We start from the raw sequence: 25,997 nt of genomic DNA on the forward strand, positions 1-25,997 counted from the left end.
CCTTTCCGCCGTGACCGTGTCACGGCTTTCTCGACGGCCTGACGCCCGGGCGGACGTGTGTTCACTTCCGTCTCACTCCTCGTCAATCTGTCTCACCGATCGAGACACGCCTTCCGAGAGGTCGTCATTCCGATGCGTCAACCGTCCGCCGTAACGCGCCGCATGGCCGTGGCATCCGTCAGCCTGGTCGTGGCAGCGGGCGCCGTCTCCTGCGGCCCGAAGGACAACGATGCCAAGGCCTCCGGTGGCGACTCCGCGCCGCACAAGGGCGGCACGCTCACGGTCCTGAACTCCGACCCGCAGTCGGACTTCGACCCCGCCCGCCTGTACACCTCCGGCGGCGGCAACGTGCCCTCCCTGGTCTTCCGCACGCTCACCACCCGCAACCGCGCGAACGGCGCGGCCGGCTCCAAGGTCGTCCCCGACCTGGCCACCGACACCGGGCGCCCGAGCCAGAACGCGACCGTGTGGACGTACACCCTGAAGAAGGGCCTCAAGTTCGAGGACGGGACGCCGATCACGTCCGCCGACATCAAGTACGGCATCGAGCGCTCCTTCGCCCCCGAACTCTCCGGCGGCGCGCCCTACCTGAGGGACTGGCTGGCGGGCGCCGCCGGCTACCAGGGGCCGTACAAGGACAAGAAGGGCCTCTCGGCGATCGAGACGCCGGACAGCCGCACGATCGTCTTCCACCTGAACAAGCCCGAGGGCGAGTTCCCTTACCTGGCCACGCAGACGCAGTTCACGCCCGTTCCGAAGGCCAAGGACACCGGCACCAGGTACGAGGAGCACCCGGTCTCGTCCGGCCCCTACAAGGTCGTGAAGAACGAGAACGACGGCGAGCACCTGGTGCTGGAGCGGAACACGAACTGGTCCGCCGCCGTCGACGACCAGCGCAAGGCCTACCCGGACCGGATCGACGTGAAGTCCGGGCTCGACTCCTCGGTGATCAACCAGCGGCTGTCGGCGTCCCAGGGCACGGACGCCGCCGCCGTCACCACGGACACCAACCTCGGCCCGGCCGAACTGGCCAAGGTCACCGGCGACAAGGAACTCGCCTCACGCGTCGGCACCGGGCACTTCGGCTACACCAACTACATAGCCTTCAACCCGAAGGTCAAGCCGTTCGACAACGCCAAGGTGCGCCAGGCGATCTCGTACGCGATCGACCGCTCCTCCGTGGTCAACGCGGCGGGCGGCAGCGCGCTGGCCGAGCCCGCCACCACCTACCTGCCCGACCAGAAGTCCTTCGGCCACACGCCCTACGACCTCTTCCCCGCGGGCGACACCGGCAACGCGGCCAAGGCCAAGGAACTGCTGAAGGAGGCCGGCTACCCGAAGGGCCTCACCGTCACGCTGACCCACGACAACGCCCAGAACTTCAGGACCAGCCCCGAGATCGCGACCGCCGTCCAGGACGCTCTCAAGAAGGCCGGCATCACGGTCAAGCTCCAGGGCCTGGAGGACAACACCTACTCCGACACGATCCACGACGTGAAGACCGAGCCGGGCTTCTTCCTCGCCGCGTGGGGTGCCGACTGGCCCTCCGGCGGCCCCTTCCTCGCCCCGATCTTCGACGGCCGGCAGATCGTCAAGGACGGCGCCAACTTCAACTCGGCCCAGCTCGACGACGCATCGGTCAACGCCGAGATCGACGCGATCAACAAGCTGACCGATCTCGACGCCGCCGCCCAGCGATGGGGCGCCCTGGACAAGAAGATCGGTGCGCAGGCCCTGACCGTGCCGCTGTTCCACCCGGTCTACAAGCGGCTGGTCGGCAAGGACATCAAGAACGTCGTGATCAGCGACTGGACCGGCGTCCTGGACATCTCCCAGGTCGCGGTGAAGTAACGCCGTGAGCGAGGCACTTCTCGCCGCCCAGGCCCCCGAGGCGCCCGCCTCGGGGGCCTCGGGGGCCCGTCAGTTCTGGCGGCGGCTGCGCACCCGGCGCGCCGCCCTCGTCGCGGCCGGCGTCGTCGCGCTGCTCGTCCTGGTCGCCCTCGCGGCGCCGCTGCTCACCGCCATCGAGGGCCAGGACCCCACCACCTACCACCCGTCCCTCGTCGACTCCGCGCGCGGGGGCGTCCCGATCGGCTCCTTCGGCGGCGTCAGCGGCGACCACTGGCTCGGCGTCGAACCGCAGACCGGGCGCGACCTGTTCGCGCGGCTGGTGTACGGGGCCCGGGTCTCCCTGGGCGTCGCGCTGGCCGCGACCACCGTGCAGGTCGTCCTCGGTGTCGTCGTGGGCGTCACGGCCGCGCTCGGCAACCGCTGGGTCGATCAACTGCTCAGCCGGGTCACCGACATCATCGTCGCCATGCCGCTGATCATCATGGCGCTGGCGCTGCTGGCCGTCGTGCCCGCGGGCTTCCCGCGGCCGGTCCTCGTCTCGCTCATCATCGGGTTCGTCGCCTGGGGCACCATCGGCAAGATCAGCCGGGCCGCGACGCTCTCCCTGAAGAACCTCGACTACGTGGCCGCCGCGCGGCTCAGCGGCTGGAGCACCTGGCGGATCGCCCGCCGGGAACTCCTGCCCGGCCTCGCCGCGCCCGTCATCACCTACGCCGCGCTCATGGTGCCCGCCAACATCTCCATCGAGGCCTCGCTGTCCTTCCTCGGCGTGGGCGTCAAGCCCCCGACCCCGTCCTGGGGACAGATGCTGACCTCGGCCGACATCTGGTACCAGGCGGCCCCGCAGTACCTGCTGCTGCCGGCCGGCGCCCTGTTCGTGACCGTGCTCGCGCTCACCGTGCTCGGCGACGGCATCCGCACGGCCCTCGACCCGCGCTCGGCCTCCCGGCTGCGCGTCGGCACGGGCCGCAAGCAGGAGGCGAAGGCGCCCGGCACGACGGAGACGGCGAAGGCGGCCACCGCGAAGGAGACCTCGTCATGACCGGCTTCGCCGGATTCGCGCTGCGCCGTGCCGTCGGCGCGGTGATCACCCTGCTGGCCATCTCGGTGATCGTCTACGTCGTCTTCTACGTCACCCCGGGCAACGTCGCGCAGATCACCTGCGGCCCGCGCTGCTCGCCGGAACAGGTGCACCAGGTCTCCCAGCAGCTCCGGCTCGACGACCCGCTGTACCTGCGGTACTGGCACTTCCTGGTAGGCGTCTTCGCCGGCCAGGACTTCTCCACCGGCACGTCCGTCGCGCACTGCTCGGCACCCTGCCTCGGCCTCTCCTACCAGAGCGACCAGCAGGTCACCCGGATCATCCTGACCAAGCTGCCGGTCAGCCTGTCCCTGGTGATCGGCGCCATGGTGCTCTGGCTGGTCCTCGGGGTCGGCACCGGCATCCTCTCCGCCTGGCGGCGCGGCCGGTTCACCGAACGCGCCCTGACCGGACTCACCCTGGCGGGCATGTCGACGCCGGTCTTCGTGATCGGGCTCGTCCTGATGATCGTGGTCTGCGGCCAGCTGGAACTGCTGCCGTTCCCGGAGTACGTCCCCTTCTCGGACGACCCCGAGCAGTGGGCCTGGAACCTGCTGCTGCCGTGGTTCACCCTCGCGCTCGCCGAGGCGGCCTACTTCGCGCGCATGACACGGGCGTCGATGCTGGAGACGCTCGCCGAGGACCACATCAGGACCTTCCGGGCGTACGGCGTGGGCGAACGGTCCATCGTCGGCCGGCACGCCCTGCGCGGCGCCCTGGCACCGATCATCGCCCTGAACGCCAACGACTTCGGCAGCGCCGTGGGCGGCGCCGTCCTCATCGAGACCCTCTTCGGCCTCCCCGGCATCGGCCAGGAACTCGTCCACGCGGTCACCGTGGTCGACCTGCCCGTCGTCGTCGGCATGGTCCTGGTCATCGGTTTCTTCGTGGTCCTCGCCAACGCCGTCGCGGACGTGCTGTACGCGGTGGCCGACCGACGGGTGGTACTGACGTGAGTCTGGTCCGAGTCACCGATCTGACCGTCGAGTTCGGCGACCTGCGGGCCGTCGACGGACTCTCCTTCGACCTGGCCGCGGGCGGCGCCCTGGCGTTGGTCGGCGAGTCCGGCTCCGGCAAGTCCACCGTCGCCTCCGCCCTGCTCGGGCTGCACCGCGGCACGGGCGCGCGGGTCGGCGGCACGATCGAGGTCGCCGGCACCGACGTGCAGGCGGCCTCCGAGGAGGAACTGCGCCGGCTGCGCGGCGCCAGGGCCGCGATGGTCTTCCAGGACCCGCTGTCCTCCCTCGACCCGTACTACGCGATCGGCGACCAGATCGCCGAGGTGTACCGCGTGCACACGCGCGTGTCACGACGGGCCGCACGCGCGCGTGCCGTGGAGGTCCTGGACCGGGTGGGCATCCCGGACGCGCCGCGCCGGTCCCGGTCCCGTCCGCACGAGTTCAGCGGCGGCATGCGCCAGCGCGCGCTGATCGCCATGGCGCTGGCCTGCGAGCCCGGCCTGCTGATCGCCGACGAGCCCACCACCGCCCTCGACGTCACCGTGCAGGCCCAGATCCTCGACCTGCTGCACACCCTGCGCGAGGAGACCGGCATGGGCCTGCTGCTCGTCACCCACGACGTGGGCGTCGCCGCCGAGAGCGTCGAGGAGGTGCTGGTCATGCGGCACGGACGCGTCGTCGAACAGGGCCCGGTCGCCGCCGTGCTCGGCTCGCCCGCGCAGCCGTACACCCGCGAACTGCTCTCCGCCGTCCCGCGCGTGGACGCGGTGCGCGCGCCCTCGCAGGCGTCCGGGGAGGTGGTGCTGGAGGCGTCCGGGCTGCGGCGCGAGTTCGGCCGCGGCAAGGCGGCGTTCGCGGCCGTGGACGACGTGTCGCTGACCGTCCGCAGGGGCGAGACCCTCGGCATCGTCGGCGAGAGCGGCAGCGGCAAGACGACGCTCGGCCGGATGCTGGTCGGACTGCTGGAGCCGACGGCCGGCGAGATCCGGTACGACGGACACGCGCGCGCGGGCGTGCGGCCGGACGTCCAGATGGTGTTCCAGGACCCGGTGTCCTCCCTCAACCCGCGGCGCAGCGTCGGCGAGTCGATAGCCGACCCGCTGCGCGCGCGGGGCGAACGGGACCGGACCGCCGTCCGGCGGCGGGTGATCGAACTGCTGGAGCGCGTGGGGCTCGATGGGGCGCACTACGAGCGCTATCCGCACGAGTTCAGCGGTGGTCAGCGCCAGCGCGTGGGCATCGCGCGGGCGCTCGCGGCCGACCCGCGCGTCATCGTCTGCGACGAGCCGGTCTCCGCGCTGGACGTCACCACCCAGGCCCAGGTCGTCGCCCTGCTCGGCGAGCTGCAGCGGGAACTCGGCCTGGCGCTGGTCTTCGTCGCGCACGACCTCGCGGTGGTCCGGCAGGTCAGCGACCGGGTCGCGGTGATGCGCCGCGGCCGGATCGTCGAGGCGGGCCCCGCCGACGAGGTCTACGACAGCCCGCGGGACCCCTACACCCGGCAACTCCTGGCCGCCGTACCGGCCCTCGACCCGGAGGTGGCCGCCCGGCGCCGGACGGCCCGGCGGGAACTGGCGTCGGCGTGACGTTTCAGCAGCTCGCGCGCGCCCTCCCGAGGTGACGTTTCGCTGCCGCCTGATCTCTTAGCGCGACCGAACGCGTCCCGCACGGGAAAGTTACGACCGTTCACCCCTTTTGGTGGCGCGATGGACAACCGTCCATCGCGCCACCGCCTTGTCCGCATACGTTCGTCCCGCTGCGAGCCGCCGGAGCAACGGTGGCTCCCCACACGGGAGATCGATCGGGGGTGCACACGTGCGCATCGGACTGCTTACGGAGGGTGGTTATCCGTATGTGAGCGGTGACGCCAGACTCTGGTGCGACCGGCTCGTGCGCGGGCTCGGGCAGCACGAGTTCGACCTCTACGCGCTCAGCCGCAGCAGGCGACAGGAGGACGAGGGCCGGCTGCCGCTGCCGCCGCACGTCAGCCGGGTGCGGACGGCCCCCCTGTGGACCGCCGAGCAGGACGGGCCCGCGTACGGCCGGCGTGCGCGCCGGCGCTTCGTCGAGAGCTACGGGGAGCTGGCGGCCGTCCTGTGCGCCGGTTCCGGCGTCGGCGGCCCTGCCGGGTCCGGGTCCGACGGCGCGCAGGACGCGGACGCCTCGGACGGCCCGGACGGCTCCGGTCGTATGGCGGACCGTTTCGGCAGCGCGCTCTACGGACTCGCCGAACTCGCCCGCGACGAGGGCGGACTGGCCGGCGCGCTCCGCTCCGACAGCGCGGTGCGCACGCTGGAGCACGCCTGCCGAACGCCCGGCGCGCCCGCGGCGGCGCGCGCGGCGCGCGTGCCGGACCTGCTCGCCGTCGCCGCCCACCTCGAACGCGCCCTGCGCCCCCTCTCGCTGGACTGGTACGGCGACGACGGACTCGGCGCCGCCGACCTCTGCCACGCCACCGCAGGCGGCCCCGCCGCCCTGCCCGGCCTGCTCGCCCGGCACTTCAGCGACGTGCCGCTGCTGGTCACCGAGTACGGGGTGCCGCTGCGCGCCCACTACCTCGCCGCCGGCCCCGAGACGGCCGGCCCGGCCGTGCGCACCCTGCTCGCCGCCTTCCACGGCCGGCTCGCCGCCGAGGTCTACGGCCGCGCCGCGATCATCACCCCCGGCAACGCGCACACCCGCCGCTGGCAGGAGCGCTGCGGTGCCGACCGCTCCCGGATCCGCACCGTCCACCCGGGACTGGAGGCGGGCCGCTTCACCGAGGTCGGCGAGGCCCCGGACCGGGCCGACCCGGACACCCTCGTGTGGGTCGGCCGCACGGAGCCCGCCAAGGACCTGGTGTCACTGCTGCACGCCTTCGCGGAGGTCCGCAAGGAGGAGCCCAAGGCGCGGCTGCGGGTCGTGGGCGCCCCGTCGGGACCGGAGGGCCTGGCCTACCTCGGTCACTGCAAGGCGCTCGCCGCCCAGCTCTTCCCGGACGAGGCGGACGGAGCGCACGCCGTCGGCGACAACCCGGTCGCCTTCGAGGAGATCGGCGGACCGGAGGCGCCGACCCTCGCCGACGCCTACGCGTCCGGATCGGTCGTCGTCCTCTCCAGCGTCGTCGAGGGCTTCCCGGTCGGCCTCGCCGAGGCGATGCTCTGCGCCCGCGCGACCGTGTCCACCGACGTCGGTGCCGTGGTGGAGGTCATCGGCGGCACCGGCCTCGTCGTCCCGCCGCGCAACCCGCGGGCGCTCGCGGAGGCGTGCGTGGCGCTGCTGCGCGACCCCGAGCGCCGTGAGCGCCTCGGAGCCGCCGCGCGTGCCCGAGCGCTCGAACTGTTCACCGTCGAGCAGAACATCGCGGCATTTCACGGCATTTACCTGGAGATCGTCTCGCACTGCCCGGTGCGCCGGGTCGTCCTCGACGAGGCGGGTGAGCCGCTGCCGTTCGCCGCTCCCGCCGAGGCCCACGTACCCGGCCGCTGGACCGGCCCGACGACCCGCGTCGCCGGCCGGGGCGGACCCGGCTGGGCCCTGGGCGTCCCGCCGAGACCGGCCCCGGTGCGGGCCACCCCGGTCACGGCCCCGGAGGCCGCCCGGTGAACGGCGACGAGGGCGGCGCCGTGCACGGCGGACCGGGCGGCCAGGACCGGCCGGGCCGCCCCGGCGGGGCCGACGCCTGGGACGCGCGCTCGGAGGAATGGCTCCTGGACCCGGCGGACGAGGGTCAGGACGGCACGCCGTCCCGGACCGGGTCCGCGAGGACGGCCGCGACCGCCGCGCGGACCCGTACCCGGACCACCACGGCCGGCCGCGCGCCCGCCCCGCGCCGCGGCGCCGCCGACCCCGTGAAAGCCCTGCTGCACCGCCACCGCGCACTGTGCGAGCAGGCCGTCGACCCGCTGGAGATCGCGGCCGGGCTCGAAGCACACGGCGTCACCGACCGGACCGCCGCCCGCTTCCGCCACCGTGACGTCTTCTCCCTCGCCGAGGAGCTGTACGCGCGCGTGCCCCGCGACGGCGACGGCGACCGGCAGCCGCCCGCTCAGCCACCGCCGCCCGCGCCCCGCGTCCGCGCCGGCCGGATCCTGCTCCCGCTCCTGCCGGGCACGGTCGGCGCCGCGGTGGTGACCGGCGTACGGCTCACCGGGGGCCGCCCGCGCCTCCTGACGGCCGCCGTCGGCCTGCTCGCCGTCGCCCTGGCCGTGCGCGCGGCCCTGCGCCACGGTGCGCTCGCCGCGCCCGCCCCCCTCCGGCACCTCGCGCCCGGCACCCGTGCGTGGACCTGCTGGCTCCTCGCCTACGCCCTCCTCGGCAACGGCCTCCTGCGTGCCGTCCTGGACGGCGGCCCCGACGGCCTGCCCACCGGCGCCGCGCACGGCCCCTGGCCGGTGACCACCGCGCCCGTCCTCGCCCTCGCCCTGGCCCTCGCCCCGGCCGCCTGGAGCGTCCACCTCCTGACCGCCGCCGCCCGCCGCAGGCTCGCGGCCAGCCGGGGCCTGGCGGAGTTCGCCGGTGCCGTGCGGCCGCTGCTGCTCGGCACGTCCGCCCTCTGCCTGGGCGCCCTCACCGCCCTGCTCGCCCTGTGCGCGGCCGTCCTGGACGAACCGGCCGGCTACCCGGAGGCCCTCACCCTCGGCGCCCTCCTGCTGCTCGCCCGCCTGCTCGCCGTCCACCGCGTGCCCCAGGGCACCGCCCTCGCCCTCGCCGCCGCCGGCGAAGCGGCCGCCGTCGGCCTGGTCCTGGCCGGCCGGCTCCCCGGCTGCGCCTTCCTGGCGAGCCCCGTCGACGCCCTGACCGGCGCCTGGGGCACGGGCGGTGTCCCCGCGCTCGTCTGCGGCGCAGCGGCCCTGGTCCTGCTGGTCCGGGCGACCCGCACCCTCACCCGGGCCCCGGCCCACGCGCCGCCGGGAGACCCGCGGTGAGACGAACCCCCTTCCGCTTCGCCCGCCCCGTCCCGCCGCGGCGGCAGGCGCCCGGCACCCCGCCGGAGAAAACCGCACCACCCCCTGAAGGAGACCGCCAGATGACCACCTCCCGACCCGGACCCGGAGCGTCCGGAACCACCGGAGTCGCCGGAGCGCACACCCCGGGAGCCACGCGATGAGGGTTCTGCTGATCGGAGCCAACGGATACCTCGGACGCTTCGTCGCCGACCGGCTGCTCGCCGATCCGGCGGTCCAGCTCACCGCACTCGGCCGCGGCGACGACGCCGACGTCCGCTTCGACCTCGCCACCGGCAGCCCGGGTGCCCTCACCCGCTTCCTCGACGCGGTCCACCCGGGCGTCATCGTGAACTGCGCCGGCGCCACCCGCGGCGGGGCCCGGGAACTCACCCGGCACAACACCGTCGCCGTCGCCACCATCTGCGAGGCCCTGCGCCGCAGCGGCTGCGGCGCCCGCCTGGTGCAGGTCGGCTGCAGCGCGGAGTACGGCCCGAGCCAGCCCGGCTCCTCCACGGCCGAGGACGCCGTACCCCGCCCCGGCGGCCCGTACGGCGTCAGCAAGCTCGCCGCCACCGAACTGGTCCTCGGCTCCGGCCTGGACGCCGTCGTCCTGCGGGTCTTCTCGCCCGCCGGACCCGGCACCCCGGCCGGCTCCCCGCTGGGCCGGCTCGCCGAGGCCATGCGCCGCGCCATGCAGTCCGGCGACGGCGAACTCAAACTCGGCGGCCTCGGCGTGCAGCGCGACTTCGTCGACGTGCGCGACGTGGCCCGCGCCGTCCACGCGGCCTCGCTCTCCGCCGCCCAGGGCGTCATCAACATCGGCTCCGGCCGCGCCGTCCGCCTCCGCGACGCCGCCGCCGTCCTCGCCCGGGTCGCCGGATACGGCGGTGCCCTGCACGAACTCGACGGCCCGCCCGGCCCGCTGCGCAGCCCCATCGGCCACCCCCGGCTGGACCCCGACCACACGGCCCCGGTCGCCTATCCGTACCCGGACGGCTGCGGCAGCTGGCAGCAGGCCGACGTGCGCTGCGCCCGCGACCGGCTCGGCTGGCGTCCCCGTATCAACCTCGAGGAGTCCCTCGCGGACATCTGGATGGAGGCGGCGTGCCGCATCTGACCGGCACCAGGCCGGGCGCCGCGCCCACCGGCGTCCGGACCGCCCTCGGCGTCCCGGGCTACGCCCACCCCCTCCTCGCCCCGGCGCAGTGGGCCGAACTCACCCGCCCGGGCACCCCCCTGCACTGGGTCGTCCTGAACGTGGCGAACGGACCCGGCAGCCGCCCCGACCCGCACTGCCTGGAAGCGGCAGGCCGGCTCCGCAACGCGGGCGTCCGCGTCCTCGGCCGCCTGGACGCCACCTACGGCGCCCGTCCCCACGGCGACCTGGTCCAGGACGCCCGCCGCTACCACGACTGGTACCGCGTCGACGGCTTCCTGCTGGAGCGCTGCCCCGGCGAACGCACGGCGCTCCCCGGCATCCGCCGCGCGGTCGCCACGCTCCGCACCATCGGTGACCGGCCCCACATCGTCCTCGGCCACGGCACCCACCCCCATCCGGGCCACGCGGAGAACGCCGACCAACTGGTCACCTTCGCCGGTTCGTGGGGCGACTACCGCTGGTCGCACGTCGCCGAGTGGACCGCGGACTATCCGCCGGACCGCTTCTGCCACTTCGTGCACGGCGTGCCCCGCGGCCACCTCGACGAGGCGCTGCGCATCGCCCGCTGGCAGGGCGCCTCGACCATCTACTTCACCGACCGCACCGACCACGGCGGCCGCGTGGACCCCTGGGAGAACATGCCCGGCTACTGGGACGACATCGTCTCGCGGGTCGGGACGGGTGTCTCGGAATGAAGAAGGGCGTGGCAGTGTTACACGGAGAACAACTGTAGTGATTGACCGATCAACGGAGTCCCCGTGTCGCTGCCACCCCTGGTCGAGCCAGCCTCTGAGCTCACCGTAGACGAGGTCCGCAGGTACTCCCGCCACCTGATCATCCCGGACGTCGGGATGGACGGGCAGAAGCGGCTGAAGAACGCCAAGGTGCTCTGTGTGGGCGCCGGCGGGCTGGGTTCGCCGGCGCTGATGTACCTCGCCGCGGCCGGTGTCGGCACCCTCGGCATCGTGGAGTTCGACGAGGTCGACGAGTCGAACCTGCAGCGTCAGATCATCCACAGTCAGGCCGACATCGGCCGCTCCAAGGCCGAGTCCGCCCGTGACTCCGTCCTCGGCATCAACCCGTACGTGAACGTGGTCCTGCACGAAGAGCGGCTCGAGGCCGAGAACGTGATGGACATCTTCAGCCAGTACGACCTGATCGTCGACGGCACGGACAACTTCGCCACCCGCTACCTGGTCAACGACGCCTGCGTGCTGCTCGACAAGCCGTACGTATGGGGTTCGATCTACCGCTTCGACGGCCAGGCGTCGGTCTTCTGGTCCGAGCACGGTCCCTGCTACCGCTGCCTCTACCCGGAGCCCCCGCCGCCGGGCATGGTCCCCTCCTGCGCCGAGGGCGGCGTGCTGGGCGTGCTGTGCGCGTCCATCGGCTCCATCCAGGTCACCGAGGCCATCAAGCTCCTCACCGGCACCGGCGAGCCCCTCGTCGGCCGACTGATGATCTACGACGCCCTGGAGATGCAGTACCGCCAGGTCAAGGTCCGCAAGGACCCGAACTGCGCGGTCTGCGGCGAGAACCCGACCGTCACCGAGCTCATCGACTACGAGGCATTCTGCGGCGTCGTCTCCGAGGAGGCCCAGCAGGCGGCCGCCGGTTCGACGATCACTCCCAAGCAGCTCAAGGAGTGGATCGACGACGGCGAGAACATCGAGATCATCGACGTCCGCGAGCCGAACGAGTACGAGATCGTCTCCATCCCGGGCGCCAAGCTGATCCCGAAGAACGAGTTCCTCATGGGCACCGCCCTGGGGGGCCTGCCCCAGGACAAGAAGATCGTCCTGCACTGCAAGACGGGTGTCCGCAGCGCGGAGGTCCTCGCGGTCCTGAAGTCCGCGGGCTTCGCGGACGCCGTGCACGTGGGCGGCGGCGTGATCGGCTGGGTCAACCAGATCGAGCCGGACAAGCCGGTCTACTGACCGAGGTCCCGGCGGGCGGGGGTTCCGGGTGCGGCAGGCACCCGGAACCCCCGCCTCCGTCATGAGCAGACCTTGCCGTCCTCGGGGACCGTGCCCGCCAGCAGGTAGGCGTTCACCGTCGAGTCCACGCAGTCGCTGCCGCTGCCGTACGCGCCGTGGCCCTCGCCCTTCCAGGTCAGCTCGACGCCGACCCCCTTGCCCAGTTCGTCGGCCATCCGCCGCGCCCCCTCGTACGGGGTCGCCGGGTCGCCCGTGTTGCCCACCAGCAGGATCGGCGCCGCACCCGGCGCGCTCACCTGCGGGGTGTCGTACTGCCCGGCCACCGGCCAGTCGTGGCACCAGCCGGCCGTGTCCCAGCCCAGGAAGTCGCCGAACACGGGCGAGATCCTCTCGAAGTCGGGCAGCAGCTTCTTCGCCTGGGCGGGAGTGGGCCGCTGCCTGTCGTCCAGGCACGATATGACCCGCTGGGAGTGCCCGGTCGTGCCGTAGTGCCCCGAGGAGTCGCGTTCGTTGTACCGGTCCGCGAGGGACAGCAGCTCCGAGCCGTCGCCGTCCTCGGCCGCCCGCAGCGCGCCGGTCAGCGTCGGCCAGCCGTCCTGGCTGTAGAGCGGCAGGACGATGCCGGTGACCGCGAGGGCCTGGGTCAGCTTGCGCCCTGAGGACGTCGGGAGCGGGTCCGTGTCGAGCTTCCTCAGCAGGTCCGCGATCTTCCGTGAACCCCGCTCGGGGTCCTGGCCGGTGGACCTGAGGTAGTCGTCCAGCGCCCGCTGGAAGCCCTCGGCCTGGTTCTTCGCGTGGCCGACCGTGTCCGCGGCCGGGTCGACCACGGCGTCCAGGATCAGCCGCCCCACCTTCTTCGGGAACAGGTGGGCGTAGACGCCGCCGAGTTCGGTGCCGTACGAGATGCCGAAGTAGTGCATCTCGGTGTCGCCGAGCACCTGGCGCATCAGATCCATGTCCCGGGCCGTGTCGGTCGTCGAGACGTGCGCGATCAGCTCGCCGGCCGCCGCCCGGCAGCCCTTGCCGAAGTCGGCGGCGTCCTGGAAGTACGCCGTCTCCTCCGCCGGCGTGTCCGGAGTGGCGTCGATGGACTCGGCGGACCGCAGGTCCTTGTCGCTGCGGCACCGGATCCCCTCGCTGGCGCCGACGCCGCGCGGATCCCAGCTGACCAGGTCGTACCGCTGGCGCAGGGCGGCGGCCGTACCTGCGTAGTACGGCATCATCGAGACGCCCGAGCCGCCGGGACCGCCGAAGTTGAACAGCAGCGAGCCGATCCGCTTGCCCGGACCTCCGGTCGCCTTCGCCCGGATCAGTGCCAGCCCGATCGTCTTCCCGTCCGGCCTGGACCAGTCGAGTGGCACCTTGAGCGTCGCGCACCGCCACTCGTCGCCGGGCGCGGCGGCGTCCGAAGTGGCCGCGCAGCGGTGCCAGTCGAGCTTCTGGGAGGTCAGGGCGGCGGGCAGTACGGCGGGGACGGAGGCGGCGGACGACGGAGGAGCGGACGGTGTCCGCCCCTTGTCCCCGGCCCCGTCGGACGATCCGCCGCCGCATCCGGCCACGAGCAACCCGGCGGCCACAGCGGCCGCCCACCGTACGGAACGCGCCATGCGCGCACACCCCCCTCACAGGCTCTCCGCAGGATCGTCGCGGAAAGCGGTCAGGTCATAGTAGGCGGATCCAGCGAGGCCCGTCGCGGCCTGTGGAAAACCTTCTGACCTGCGGTTTCGCAGCTCGGTGCGGTCAGGTGCAGACGCTGCCGGCCTTCGGTGTCCGCCCCTGCAGCAGGTAGTCGTTCACGGTGGACTGCACGCACTTGTTCTTGCTGTCGTAGGCCCCGTGCCCCTGCCCCTTGTACGTCAGCTCGATCCCGACGCCCTTCCCCAGCGACTCCACCATCTTCCGCGCGCCCTCGTACGGCGTGGCCGGGTCGCCGGTGTTGCCCACGACCAGGATCGGCGCCGACCCGGGCGCGCTGACGTCGGGATGGTCGGCGGCGCCCGGCACCGCCCAGTCGGTGCAGCTGACCATGCCCCAGGCGAGGTAGTCGCCGAACAGCGGGGAGGCGGCGCGGAATTCGGGCAGTTTCTGCAGCACGTAGTCGGCGGTGTAGCGGGGCTTCTCGTCGGCGCAGTTGATGGCGATGTTCGCCGCCGTGATGTTGCTGTACTCGCCGTTCTGGCTGCGGCCGTTCATGGAGTCGGACAGCAGCATCAGGATCTTCCCGTCGCCGTCGTACGCCTCTTCGAGTCCTTCGGTGAGGTACTCCCAGAAGTCCTTGGAGTACAGGGACTGCGCGATGCCGTTGGTGGCGGCGGTCTGGGTCAGCTGGCGGGGGAGGATCCCGGGGATCGGCTTCTTGTCGAGGTCCGCGAGGAGCTTGGCGATACGGTTCTTCACGTCCTGCGGGGTGTCTCCGATCGGGCACTCCGTCACCTTGGACGTACAGTCCTCGGCAAAGTTGTCGAGCGCGAGCTGGAAGCCCTTGGCCTGTCCCAGCGAGCTCTGCTCGGGGTCCTGGGTGGGGTCGATGACGCCGTCGAGGACGGCCCGGCCCACCTTCTTCGGGAACAGGTGGGCGTAGACGCCGCCGAGTTCGGTGCCGTAGGAGATGCCGAAGTAGTGCAGCTGCCGGTCGCCGAGGACCTGCCGCATCAGGTCCATGTCGCGGGCCGCGTCGGTGGTGCGCACGTGCGGGAGGACGGTCTTGGAGTTCTTCTCGCAGGCGGCGTTGAACTGCTTGGTGCGGTTGATGAGCTGGGTGCGCTCGGCCCTGGTCTCGGGCGTCGCGTCCTGCTGGAAGTAGTCGTCGAGCTGTTCGTCGTTCTCGCACTCGACCGGGTCGCTGCGGCCGACCCCGCGCGGGTCGAAGCTGACGAGGTCGTAGCGGGTGCGCAGGGCGGCGTAGTCCTCGCCGAACGCGGGCAGCGTGGTGACGCCGCTGCCGCCGGGGCCGCCGAAGTTGAAGATCAGGGAGCCGATCCTGTCGTCCGCGGCGCCGCTGGCCTTGGCGCGGATCAGCGCGAGGCCGATGGTGGCGCCCTTCGGCTTCGACCAGTCCAGCGGCGCCTTCATGGTCGCGCACTGCCAGGCCCCGCCGCCGGGCAGCGGCGAGGGGATGCCGCCACCGCCCTCGGCCTCGTCGGGGGCCGGGCAGGCCTTCCAGTCCAGCTTCTGCGTCGTCAGATCCCCGCTCCCGGCGCCGTCGCTGCATCCGGCCGTCAGGCAGGACAGCACCAGGGCGGTCGTCAGGGCAGCGGCACGGATCCGGATGGGCTTCGGCATGCTCCCATCCTGAGGTCGCGGGCGGTCACGCGCGCGGGGCGCGGGCCGTACGAGGTACGCCCCCGGAACGGCGGTGCCGCATCCCGCGAGAGCCGGGGCGGCCGGCGATCCGCCGGCGTGGCTCGGGACGCGGCAACTCGGCCCAGGGCCTGTTTGACAATTCCCGTCGTCGCCCGGAGGGCGGCCGCGCGGCGTCAGGTGCGTGCTCTCGGCGTGCCGGGCGTGGACCCTCGTACTGGATGTACTTGGGTCTGCGCCCGGTGCGGCGAGAGTGCGTGCATGGCGTCGCGCGGCAGACGGGAATTGTCAGACAGGCCCTAGAGCGCTCCCTTGCGGGACAGGTGGTTGAAGGCCAGCCAGCCGGGCAGGACCGGCAGCCACAGGGTCAGCAGCCGGTACAGCAGGACGGCGGGGGCCGCGACCTCCTTGGGGAGACCGACGGCGATCAGGCCGACGGTCAGGGTCGCCTCGACCGCGCCGACACCGCCCGGGGTCGGAGCCGCGGACCCGAGCGCGTTCCCGGCGAGGAAGACGACCGCGACGCTGGCGATGCTGAGCGAGGTGCCCTCGTCGCCGAAGGCGCGGATGGAGGCGTCCAGGCACATCACGAAGCAGGCGGTCAGCAGCAGCATGCCGCCGATGCCGGTGACGAGCTTCTGCGGCCGCTGCAGCACGTCCAGCATGCGCGGGACGACGCCGGCGAAGAGCGACCGCACGCGCGTGGAGACGAATTTCCGCAGGAACGGCACCGAGGTCACCACGAGCACCAGGACGGCGACGGTCAGCAGGCCCGCGATGACGGTGCGGGACGGAGACAGCGACGGGGTCTTCTCGGTGCCGGTCAGATAGCCGAAGGACAGCAGCATCAGGATGTGACAGCCGAGCCCGAACAGCTGCGAGGCCCCGACGCTCGCCACCGCGAGCCCAGGGCGCACCCCGGCGCGCTGCAGGAAGCGCGTGTTGAGGGCGACCCCGCCGACCGCAGCGGGCGCCACGATCTTCACGAACGACCCGGCGACCTGCGCCGCCGCGGTCCGCACGAACGGCACCCGCTCGGGCACGAATCCGAGCAGCGCCATCGCGGCGGCCACGTAGCTCAGCGCCGAGAACAGCACCGCGGCGATCACCCAGCCCCACTGGGCGTTGGCGATCAGCGGTCCGAACTCGATGTGGGTGAGCTGGGTCAGCAGGTAGTACGCGCCGATCGCGCCGGCGAAGACGCTGATCAGCGTGCGCGGCCGGACCCGCTCCAGGCGGGCCGGCTCGACGGGTGCCTGCGGCCTGATCCGCAGCACCTGGTGCCGGATCTGGGTGAGCAGGTCCTCCTCGCGGGCCTCTTCCAGCGCGTCGTCCAGGGCCCGCTTCTCGGCCCGCTGCTCGGCGCGGACCGTCTTCTTGTCGGGCTTCTCGGCCTCCTCGGCGCGGGCCTGCTTGGCCTGCCGGGACGCCTCCAGCACCGCGTCGCGTTCGCGCTGGGCGCGTTCCCGGGCGAGTCTTCGCAGCGTCGCGCGCGTGGAGCGGGTGAGCGCGATCGGCTGGAGCATCGGCAGGCAGTCGGCGACGGCGTCGGGCCCGAGGACGCCGACCGCCGAGGCCACCGCGCGCTCGGCACCGACCCGCAGGCCGAGCGTGGTGACCAGCTGGGCGACGTCCATCCGCAGCAGCAGTTCGCCGGCCGCGATCTCGCCGCCGCGCAGGTCCGTGAGGATCACCTTGCCGGAACGATCCACCAGGATGGCGTCACCCGCGAGCCTGCGGTGCGCGATCCGGCGCGACTGGAGCGCCTGCACCTGGTGCCAGGTGTTGCGCAGCAGGTCGTCGGTGATCTCCTCGTCGGCCAGCGAGTCGAGGGTGCGGCCGCCGGTGTGCTCGTAGACGAGCATCACGGCGTCCGGGCCCAGCTCGGAGGTGGCGATCAGCTTGGGCGCGTTGGCGCCGGCCGCGATCGCCGCGTACGCCAGCAGCGCCTCCTGCTCCAGCGCCTGGCGCAGCGACTGCAGGCTGGAGCGGGTCGCGAAGCCGCGCAGCGTCAGGTTGCGCCACGCGCGGTAGAAGAAGCCCTGGGCCTGCTGTTCCCGGTCGACGACCGTGACGTCCAGCGGCGGGCCGTCCTCCAGGGTGACGAAGTAGCGCCGGCCCCGGTCGCCGTTCTCGCTGTCCAGGGTCTCCTCGCGGGCCGCGCCGACCGGGTGGAAGCCGACGTGCCTCAGGCCCGCCAGCAGGGTCCGGCCGGTCGGGCGCACGTTGGGCGAGCCGACCGCGTAGAGCGTGCCGTAGGCGACGGTCCAGCCGATCAGCACCGTCAGGATGATCGAGAACGGTGTCGTGTAGCCGGTGACCAGCATGGAGAACGCGTCGAGCGTCAGCACGATCCACAGGACCGCGCGCCATCTGGGCCGCCGGGACATGCCGACGGCCGTCATGTAGGCGATGACGGGCGCGAGGTAGCCGTGCACCGGATCGGTGAGGGCGTGCACGTCACCGGGGGAGGGCTGGGTGAGCGCCTCCTGGATCGAGCCCGGCGCGGCCCGGGCGACCCACAGGTCGGTGGCGAGGGTCACACCGTGGGCGAGGACGGCCGCGAGCACGCCGTCGGCGATGCGCAGCCCGTCCCGCTTGATCAGCCGCTCGATGGCGAACGCGACCGGCACCAGCAGGATCGCGATGCTGGACGCCAGCCCGGCGATCTTGATCAGCAGGTCGGGCGCCTGCCCGGTGCCCTTGTTGATGTCCTGTTCGAGCCCGGAGGTGGTGCCGTGCGCGAACGCGGCGATGCCGAGCAGCACGGCGACGGCGAGCACGCCGACCAGCAGACGCATGAGGTCGGAGGGGCGGTGCACGCGCGCGGGGAGCAGCGGTTCGTCGCCCTCCACCTCGTCGGTGTGGATGTCGTCCGGCACGTGTTCCGCCTCGGAGACGTCGGGGGCGGCGTCGGGTTCGACGGCGGGCTTCGGGTGTCCGGTGTCCGGTTCCGCGGCGTGCGGGCCGGCGGAGTCAGACGGTGCGGTGCCCGGTCGCCCGGCGTCCGGGCGTGCGCCGGCGGCAGGGCTGCCCGCCGCTCCGTCGGGGTGCACGCCCTGCTGCTCGGTCGTCTCTTCTTGATCTCGTATCACCAGTCACCGCCCGCACGATGGTGGCATGCCCCACCGACACACGAGGGCATCAGGGTGCAGATGCGGGGGCGCACAGTCTGCCCCAAGCGTCGCACGGGGGCGAGGCGGAGAGCCGTCGCGGGCCGTGCCCGGTTGTCGGTGGGGTGCGGCAGGATGGGACGAATGAGCGAGCAGAGCCTTCCCGAGGACACCCGAGAGGGGTACGCGGACGAGCTGCCCGAGTACGCCGAGCGGGTCCTGGAGGTGGCCGAGGGGATCCCGCCCGGGCGCGTGATGACGTACGGCGACGTCGCGGAGTGGCTGGAGGAGGGAGGGCCCCGCCAGGTGGGACGGGTGATGGCCCTCTACGGCGGTTCCGTGCCCTGGTGGCGGGTGGTGCGCGCCGACGGGGTGCTGCTGCCGGGGCACGAGCTGACCGCCCTGGACCACTACCGCGTGGAGGGCACCGCGCTGAAGGAGGCGAGCAGGGCCGCTCAGGGCCACCTGCCGCGGCTCGACATGAAGCGGGCGCGGTGGGACGGCGGCGCGGACTCGGGGGCTCACACCTGACAGCTTCCGCCATCCGGGGCCCTTGGGGGGAACCTGTGGCCCGTTCGAGGGACACGCGGGACGTCCGTGGCATGACGTACGTTCGTGGGACGGGGGGCGCACGAGCCACGCGTGCCGTCCGGGGCGGACGGGGACAACGTGCCGCCCGAGGCGGACGGGAACAATCGGAAGCCCTGCTTCCGACCGGTTTCTCGGCGTAGCGTCGGCTGCGCGAGTCCCGCTCACCCCACGGCCCCCGCACTGCCCGCGCGACCGCGAGCCAACCAGCACACCCACCAGGACCGGCGAACCACGTGAGCTCCTCTTCCTCCACCAGGCGCCTGTCGCACCTCCCGGTACGACAGGGGACCCGTGGCGCCTACCGGCTGGTGCGGACTCCCGTGGCCGCTTCGGATCCCCCTCCACTGGACGCCGCGCAGCGCGCCGTGGTTGACCACGCGGCCGGCCCGCTGCTCGTCCTCGCGGGCCCCGGCACCGGGAAGACCACCACGCTCGTGGAGTCGGTGGCCGCCCGGATCGCCCGCGGCGGCGACCCCGAACGGATCCTGGTGCTGACCTTCAGCCGCAAGGCGGCCGTCGAACTGCGCGACCGCATGGCCCTGCGCGTCGGCACGGCCGGCGCACCCCGGGCGACCACCTTCCACTCGTACTGCTACGCCCTGGTCCGCGCCCACCAGGACAGCGGCCTGTTCGTCGACCCGCTGCGGCTGCTCTCCGGCCCCGAGCAGGACGTCACCGTCCGCGAGCTGCTGGCCGGCCAGGCCGAGCTGGAGCGGCTCGGCCTCGACCCGGTGCGCTGGCCCGACGACCTGCGCGCCTGCCTGACCACCCGCGGTTTCGCCGACGAGGTCCGCGCGGTTCTCGCCCGCAGCCGCGAACTGGGCCTGGACCCGGCCGCCCTGGACGCCTTCGCCGGCCGCATCGGCCGACCGGACTGGCGGGCCGCGGCCGCCTTCCTCGCCGAGTACCTCGACGTCCTCGACCTCCAGGGCGTCCTGGACTACGCCGAACTCGTGCACCGCGCGGTACTGCTCGCCCGGCGCCCCGAGGTCGCCCTGGACCTGGCCGGCCGCTACGACGCCGTGTTCGTGGACGAGTACCAGGACACCGACCCCGCCCAGGTGCGGCTCCTGCACGCGCTGGCCGGCGGCGGCCGCACGCTGGTCGCGTTCGGCGACCCGGACCAGTCGATCTACACGTTCCGGGGCGCCGACGTGAACGGCATCCTCGACTTCCCGTCCGCCTTCCCGCGCGCGGACGGGAGCCCCGCCCCGGTCGCGGTGCTGCGCACCGCCCGCCGCTCCGGCGCCGGCCTGCTGGCCGCGACCCGCCTGCTGACCCGGCGGATGCCGCTGACCCGGCTGCCCGGCGACACGGTGCGCGCCCACCGCGAACCGGCCCCCACGCGCGAGGGCGGCTCCGTCGAGGTCTACACGTACCCGACGCCCGGCACCGAGCTGGACAACGTCGCCGACATCCTGCGGCGCGCGCACCTGGAGGACGGCGTGCGCTGGAGCGACATGGCCGTCCTGGTGCGCGCCGGAGCCGGCACCATCCCGACGGTCCGCCGCGCCCTGACCGCGGCGGGCGTCCCCCTGGACATCGACGGCGACGACGTTCCGCTGCGCCACGAACCGGCGGTGGCGCCCCTGCTGACGGCGCTCCGGGCGGTGGCACAGGCGGAGGCGGCGCACGACCCGGACCAGGACGCCTGCTGGCTCCCCACCGAGACCGCCCTCACCCTGCTCGCCTCCCCGCTCGCCGGCATGGACGCCGCCGACCTGCGCCGCCTCGGCCGCGCCCTGCGCGACGAGGAACGCGCGGCCGGCAACGCGCTGCCGCCGCCCTCGGACGACCTGCTCGCCCGGGCCCTCGCCGAACCCGGACGGCTGGCCGTCCACGACCCCGGGTACGCGCGCGGGGCGCAGCGGCTCGGCGCGCTGCTCGGGAAGGCCCGGGAGCGCCTGGCGGGCGGCGGCACGGCCGAGGAGGCGCTGTGGGACCTGTGGAACGGCACACCCTGGCCCTCGCGGCTGGAGCGCGCCGCCCGGCGCGGCGGCGCCGCCGGCCGCAACGCCGACCGTGACCTGGACGCCGTCTGCGCGCTGTTCGCCACCGCCGCCCGCGCCGAGGAGCGCGGCGGCGGCCGGGGCACGCTGAACTTCCTGGCCGAGATCGAGGCCGAGGACATCGCCGCCGACACCCTCGCCGGGCGGGCGGTCCGCCCCGACGCCGTCCGCCTGCTGACCGCGCACCGCTCCAAGGGCCTGGAGTGGCGCCTGGTCGTCGTGGCCGGCGTCCAGGAAGGCCTGTGGCCGGACCTGCGCCGCCGCGGCTCGCTGCTGGAGGCCGACCGCATCGGCCGCGACGGCCTGGCCGAGCCCCTCACCCCGGGCGCGCTCCTCGCCGAGGAGCGCCGCCTGTTCTACGTCGCCGCCACGCGCGCGCGTGATCGCCTCGTCGTCACCGCGGTGAAGGCCCCCGCGGACGACGGCGACCAGCCCTCCCGGTTCCTCACCGAGCTGGGCGTCACGCCGCAGGACGTCACCGGACGGCCCCGCCGCCCGCTCTCCGTGGCCGCGCTCGTCGCCGAGCTGCGCGCGACCACGGTCGACCCGCGCGCGTCCGCCACGCTCCGGGAGGCCGCCGCCCGGCGCCTGGCCCGGCTGGCCGCGCTCGCCGACGAGGACGGCCGCCCGCTGGTGCCCTCCGCCCACCCCTACCGCTGGTGGGGCATGTTCGAACCGACCGAGAGCAAGGTGCCGCTGCGCGACCGCGACCAGCCCGTCGTGCTCTCCGGCAGCGCCCTCGACCAGCTCGCCAACACCTGCGCCCTGCAGTGGTTCCTCGGCCGGGAGGTGAAGGCGGACGCGCCCGCCACCACCGCCCAGGGCTTCGGCAACGTCGTGCACGTCCTGGCCGACGAGGTCGCCTCCGGACGCACCCCGGCCGACCTCGCGGTCCTCATGGAACGCCTGGACTCGGTGTGGAACGCGCTCGCCTTCGACGCCCCCTGGAAGTCGGAGCAGGAGAAGGGCAACGCGCGCGCTGCGCTCGAACGCTTCCTGAAGTGGCACGTCCTGGACCGCACCGCGCGCACGCCCGTGGCCAGCGAGCAGGACTTCGACGTCAGCCTCGAAGCCGGCGACTACGAGGTCCGCATCCGCGGCCAGATGGACCGGGTGGAGACGGACGGCGAGGGCCGCGCCTACGTCGTCGACTTCAAGACCGGCAAGCAGGCCCCGAGCGCCGCCGAGGTGGCCCGCCATCCCCAGCTGGCCGTCTACCAGCTCGCGGTCCGCGAGGGCGCCGTGGACGACGCCTTCGACGGCGTGCGCCCCGAGGCAGGCGGCGCCGAGCTGGTCCACCTGCGCCAGGGCGCCGCCCGGCGCGACGGCGGCGAGACCCTGCCCAAGGTGCAGGCCCAGGAACCGCTGGAGGGGGAGTGGGTCGGCGACCTGCTGGCCACCGCCGCCGGCAAGGTCCTCGACGAACGCTTCACGCCGACCACCGGCCAGCACTGCACGCACTGCGCCTTCCGCGCGTCGTGCAGCGCCCGGCCCGAGGGACGGCACGTGGTGGAGTGAGCGCCGGTTCCCCGATTGTCAGTGCCCGCCGTTAGCCTTTTCCGTCATGTCCGCCCTCATCACCGACCCCGAGCAGCTCAAAGAGCTCCTCGGCATCCCGTTCACCCCGGAGCAGACGGCCTGCATCACCGCGCCGCCCGCCCCGCAGGTGATCGTGGCCGGAGCCGGATCGGGCAAGACGACGGTGATGGCGGCCCGCGTGGTCTGGCTGGTCGGCACCGGGCAGGTGGCCCCGGAACAGGTCCTCGGGCTGACCTTCACCAACAAGGCCGCCGGCGAACTCGCCGAACGCGTCCGCACGGCGCTGGTCAGGGCGGGCGTCACCGACCCGGACGTCATCGATCCGGACCGTCCGCCCGGCGAGCCGGTCATCTCGACGTACCACGCCTTCGCGGGCCGCCTGCTGGCCGACCACGGCCTGCGCATCGGCCTGGAGCCCTCCTCACGGCTGCTCGCCGACGCGACCCGCTTCCAGCTCGCCGCGCGCGTGCTGCGCGAGGCACCCGGCCCCTACCCGTCCCTCACCCGCTCCTTCGCCGACCTGGTCGGCGACCTGCTCGCCCTCGACTCCGAACTCTCCGAGCACCTGGTGCGCGCCGAGGACCTGCGCGCCTGGGACGCCGGACTGCTCGACACCCTCGCGTCCGTCAAACTCGGCAACGCCGACCTGCGCAAGGTCCCCGAGACCGCCGCCGCCCGCCGCGAGCTGGCCGAACTGGTCCTGCGCTACCGCACCGCCAAACGCGAGCGGGACCTCCTCGACTTCGGCGACCAGATCGCGCTGTCCGCCGCACTTGCCGGCATCCCCGACGTGGGCCGGCTGCTGCGCGAGGAGTTCCGGATCGTCCTCCTCGACGAGTACCAGGACACCTCGGTGGCCCAGCGGGTCCTCCTCGCCGGTCTGTTCGGCGCGGGCACCGGCCACCCCGTCACCGCCGTCGGCGACCCCTGCCAGGCCATCTACGGCTGGCGCGGCGCCTCCGTCGCCAACCTCGACGACTTCCCCGAGCACTTCGCGCACGCCGACGGGAGCCCCGCCACCCGCCAGGCGCTCAGCGAGAACCGCCGCAGCGGCGGCCGCCTCCTCGACCTCGCCAACTGCCTCGCCGAGCCGCTGCGCGCCCTGCACGCGGGCGTCGCGGCCCTGCGGCCCGCCCCGGGCGCGGAGCGCGACGGCACGGTCCGCTGCGCCCTGCTGCCCACCCACGCCGACGAGATGGACTGGATCGCCGAGTCCGTCGCCCACCTCGTCCGCACCGGCACCGCACCCGGCGAGATCGCCGTCCTGTGCCGTACGGCCACGGACTTCGCGGAGATCCAGGGCGTGCTCGTCGCCCGGGACGTCCCGGTCGAGGTGGTCGGCCTCTCCGGGCTGCTGCACCTGCCCGAGGTCGCCGACCTCGTCGCCGTCTGCGAGGTGCTCCAGGACCCCGGAGCCAACGCCTCCCTGGTCCGGCTGCTGACCGGACCGCGCTGGCGCATCGGCCCCCGTGACCTCGCCCTCCTGGGCCGCCGCGCCCGGCTGCTGGTCTCCCACGCGCGCGTGGGGGACGCCGACGACCCGGACCGCAGGCTCGCTGAGGCCGTCGAAGGGGTCGACCCGGCCGAGGTGATATCGCTCGCGGACGCCCTGGACACCTTCCTCGAACTGCCGCTCGACGCCGAGCGGCCGGACGACGGCCTGCCGTTCTCACCGGACGCGCGCGTGCGCTTCGCCCGCCTGGCCACCGAACTGCGCGAACTGCGCCGCTCCCTGTCCGACCCGCTGATGGACGTCCTGCACCGGGTCCTCGCGGTCACCGGCCTTGAGGTGGAGCTGTCCGCCTCCCCGCACGCGCTGGCCGCCCGCCGCCGCGAGACGCTCTCCAACTTCCTGGACGTCGCCGCCTCCTTCGCGTCCGGCGACCAGGAGGCGACCCTGCTCGCCTTCCTCGGCTTCCTGCGCACCGCCGCCCAGTACGAGAAGGGCCTCGACAACGCCCTGCCCGGCGGCGAGAACACCGTCAAGGTGCTGACCGCGCACCGGTCCAAGGGCCTGGAATGGGATGTCGTCGTCGTTCCCGGCCTGGTCAAGGGCACCTTCCCGAGCGGGCAGGGCCGCGAGAAGTGGACCGCCCAGGCCAAGGTGCTCCCGCACGCCCTGCGCGGCGACAGCGACACCCTGCCCGACGTCGAGGCCTGGGACTCGCGCGGCATGAAGGCCTTCCACGAGGCGATGAAGGACCACCAGCACACCGAGGAGCTCCGCCTCGGCTACGTCACCTTCACCCGCCCCCGCTCCCTGCTGCTCGGCTCCGGCCACTGGTGGGGCCCCAGCCAGAAGAGGCCGCGCGGCCCCTCCGACTTCCTCCAAGCGCTGTACGACCACTGCGCCGCCGGGTACGGCGAGATCGAGGCCTGGGCCGACGAACCGGAGGAGGACGAGGAGAACCCGGCCCTGCACACGGCCGGCGACGACCAGGTGTGGCCGCTGCCCCTCGACGAGGCCGCCCTCGCCCGCCGCCGGGCCGCCGCCGAGACCGTCCTCGCGCACCTGGACGCGCTCACGGCGCAGCAGGACGGCCGCCCGGCGGCCGGTCACGACCCCGCCGGGCACGAGGACCCGGACTGGCCCCCGCCGCCCGACGACGAGGAACCCGACCCCTACGAGGACGACGTCCCGGACCAGGACGCCGCCGACTGGGAGTCCCTGAGCGCCGACCGCCCCGTGCTCCCGCACCAGGCCACGCCCGCCGGACGCCCGCCCACGGCCCCGCCGGAGCGGACCCGCAGCCCGGAACCGCGCAGCGCCCCCGAGGAGAGCGGCGTCACCCCCGAGGAGGCCCGTGCCATCGCCTCCTGGGACCGGGACCTCGACGCCCTCACCGGCGAGCTGCTGCGCGCCCGCCGCGGCGTCACCGACGTACCCCTGCCGGCGACGCTCTCCGCCACCCAGCTGATGCGGCTGGCCGAGGACCCGGACGGGCTCGCGCAGGAACTCGCGCGCCCCATGCCGCGCCCTCCGCAACCGGCCGCACGCCGGGGCACCCGCTTCCACGCATGGGTCGAGACCCGCTTCGAAGAGCTGACCCTGCCCATGCTGGAACCCGACGAGCTGCCCGGAAGCGACGCCGAGATCGCCGACGAACGCGACCTCGAAGCCCTCAAGGAGGCCTTCGAACGCACCGAGTACGCCCGCCGCACGCCCTACCGCGTGGAGGCTCCCTTCCAGCTGGCCCTCGCCGGGCGGATCGTCCGCGGCCGGATCGACGCCGTCTACCGCACCGGGCACGGCGACGGGGCGACGTACGAGATCGTCGACTGGAAGACCAGCCGGACCCGTCCCGCCGACCCGCTCCAGCTGGCGGTCTACCGGATCGGCTGGGCCGAGCAGCAGGGCGTGCCTCCCGAGTCGGTGACCGCCGCCTTCGTCCACGTCCGCACCGGCGAGGTCGAACGGCCGGAGGGCCTGCCGGACCGGGCGGCCCTGGAAAGACTGATCGCCGGACGGGCGGCCGGGCGGGCCGAGTGTGACGAACCGCCCGCCGAGGAAGCCGGCGCGGGCCGATAGG

At 73.7% G+C, this 25,997-nt stretch carries 15 protein-coding genes; 12 read left to right on the forward strand and 3 right to left on the reverse strand.

The window, feature by feature from the left end:
• The first annotated feature begins 132 nt into the window (after positions 1-132).
• The 9 genes from ACIQOE_RS17545 (at position 133) to moeZ (ending at position 11,915) form a co-directional block, all read left to right on the forward strand.
• Positions 133-1,851: an ABC transporter substrate-binding protein gene (locus ACIQOE_RS17545; RefSeq protein ID WP_401412228.1), complete on the forward strand. Its 1,719-nt coding sequence runs from the start codon at positions 133-135 to the stop codon at positions 1,849-1,851.
• Between the two features lie 4 nt (positions 1,852-1,855).
• The gene (locus ACIQOE_RS17550; protein WP_401412230.1) at positions 1,856-2,893 is read left to right on the forward strand and encodes an ABC transporter permease; all 1,038 of its coding nucleotides are present in this window, start codon (positions 1,856-1,858) and stop codon (positions 2,891-2,893) included.
• Positions 2,890-3,888, forward strand: coding sequence for an ABC transporter permease (locus ACIQOE_RS17555; RefSeq protein WP_365556621.1), 999 nt, complete (start codon positions 2,890-2,892; stop codon positions 3,886-3,888). Before ACIQOE_RS17550 ends, ACIQOE_RS17555 begins: the two co-directional genes overlap by 4 nt.
• Positions 3,885-5,477 carry a dipeptide ABC transporter ATP-binding protein gene (locus tag ACIQOE_RS17560; protein WP_401412232.1) on the forward strand — a complete coding sequence of 531 codons (1,593 nt, stop codon included), beginning with the start codon at positions 3,885-3,887 and terminating at the stop codon, positions 5,475-5,477. The genes ACIQOE_RS17555 and ACIQOE_RS17560 overlap by 4 nt, the downstream gene beginning before the upstream one ends.
• A gap of 268 nt (positions 5,478-5,745) precedes the next feature.
• Positions 5,746-7,476 (forward strand): glycosyltransferase, encoded by a 1,731-nt coding sequence (locus ACIQOE_RS17565; RefSeq protein ID WP_365573901.1) that lies wholly within the window; start codon positions 5,746-5,748, stop codon positions 7,474-7,476.
• Positions 7,473-8,798 (forward strand): hypothetical protein, encoded by a 1,326-nt coding sequence (locus tag ACIQOE_RS17570; protein ID WP_401412234.1) that lies wholly within the window; start codon positions 7,473-7,475, stop codon positions 8,796-8,798. Before ACIQOE_RS17565 ends, ACIQOE_RS17570 begins: the two co-directional genes overlap by 4 nt.
• Positions 8,799-8,976: 178 nt before the next feature.
• The gene (locus ACIQOE_RS17575; RefSeq protein WP_351321607.1) at positions 8,977-9,936 is read left to right on the forward strand and encodes an NAD-dependent epimerase/dehydratase family protein; all 960 of its coding nucleotides are present in this window, start codon (positions 8,977-8,979) and stop codon (positions 9,934-9,936) included.
• Entirely contained in the window at positions 9,924-10,673 is a 750-nt protein-coding gene (locus ACIQOE_RS17580) for a spherulation-specific family 4 protein (RefSeq protein ID WP_401412237.1), read from the forward strand. Before ACIQOE_RS17575 ends, ACIQOE_RS17580 begins: the two co-directional genes overlap by 13 nt.
• A gap of 63 nt (positions 10,674-10,736) precedes the next feature.
• Positions 10,737-11,915, forward strand: coding sequence for an adenylyltransferase/sulfurtransferase MoeZ (moeZ, locus tag ACIQOE_RS17585; RefSeq protein ID WP_351321611.1), 1,179 nt, complete (start codon positions 10,737-10,739; stop codon positions 11,913-11,915).
• Positions 11,916-11,974: 59 nt separating this feature from the next.
• On the opposite strand, the gene ACIQOE_RS17590 is transcribed toward moeZ, so the two are convergent.
• The 3 genes from ACIQOE_RS17590 to ACIQOE_RS17600 all read right to left on the reverse strand — a co-directional run bounded on the left by ACIQOE_RS17590 (position 11,975) and on the right by ACIQOE_RS17600 (position 18,310).
• Positions 11,975-13,522, reverse strand: a complete 1,548-nt coding sequence (locus ACIQOE_RS17590) for an alpha/beta hydrolase (RefSeq protein WP_401412239.1) — start codon at positions 13,520-13,522, stop codon at positions 11,975-11,977.
• 133 nt (positions 13,523-13,655) lie between these two features.
• Positions 13,656-15,197, reverse strand: coding sequence for an alpha/beta hydrolase (locus tag ACIQOE_RS17595; RefSeq protein ID WP_351321615.1), 1,542 nt, complete (start codon positions 15,195-15,197; stop codon positions 13,656-13,658).
• 317 nt (positions 15,198-15,514) lie between these two features.
• Positions 15,515-18,310 (reverse strand): lysylphosphatidylglycerol synthase domain-containing protein, encoded by a 2,796-nt coding sequence (locus ACIQOE_RS17600; RefSeq protein WP_365573911.1) that lies wholly within the window; start codon positions 18,308-18,310, stop codon positions 15,515-15,517.
• Between the two features lie 162 nt (positions 18,311-18,472).
• Here ACIQOE_RS17600 and ACIQOE_RS17605 point away from each other — a divergent pair, with 162 nt between their 5' ends.
• The 3 genes from ACIQOE_RS17605 (at position 18,473) to ACIQOE_RS17615 (ending at position 25,996) form a co-directional block, all read left to right on the forward strand.
• Positions 18,473-18,859: an MGMT family protein gene (locus ACIQOE_RS17605; protein ID WP_365556608.1), complete on the forward strand. Its 387-nt coding sequence runs from the start codon at positions 18,473-18,475 to the stop codon at positions 18,857-18,859.
• A gap of 293 nt (positions 18,860-19,152) precedes the next feature.
• Positions 19,153-22,446 (forward strand): ATP-dependent helicase, encoded by a 3,294-nt coding sequence (locus ACIQOE_RS17610; RefSeq protein ID WP_401412242.1) that lies wholly within the window; start codon positions 19,153-19,155, stop codon positions 22,444-22,446.
• A 46-nt stretch (positions 22,447-22,492) separates the two neighbouring features.
• On the forward strand, positions 22,493-25,996 hold the full coding sequence (locus ACIQOE_RS17615) for a UvrD-helicase domain-containing protein (protein WP_401412244.1): 3,504 nt from the start codon (positions 22,493-22,495) through the stop codon (positions 25,994-25,996).
• Position 25,997 lies beyond the last annotated feature (1 nt).

Origin of the sequence: Streptomyces sp. NPDC091282 (assembly GCF_044757385.1) — a bacterium.
Taxonomy (GTDB): Bacteria; Actinomycetota; Actinomycetes; order Streptomycetales; family Streptomycetaceae; genus Streptomyces; species Streptomyces gramineus.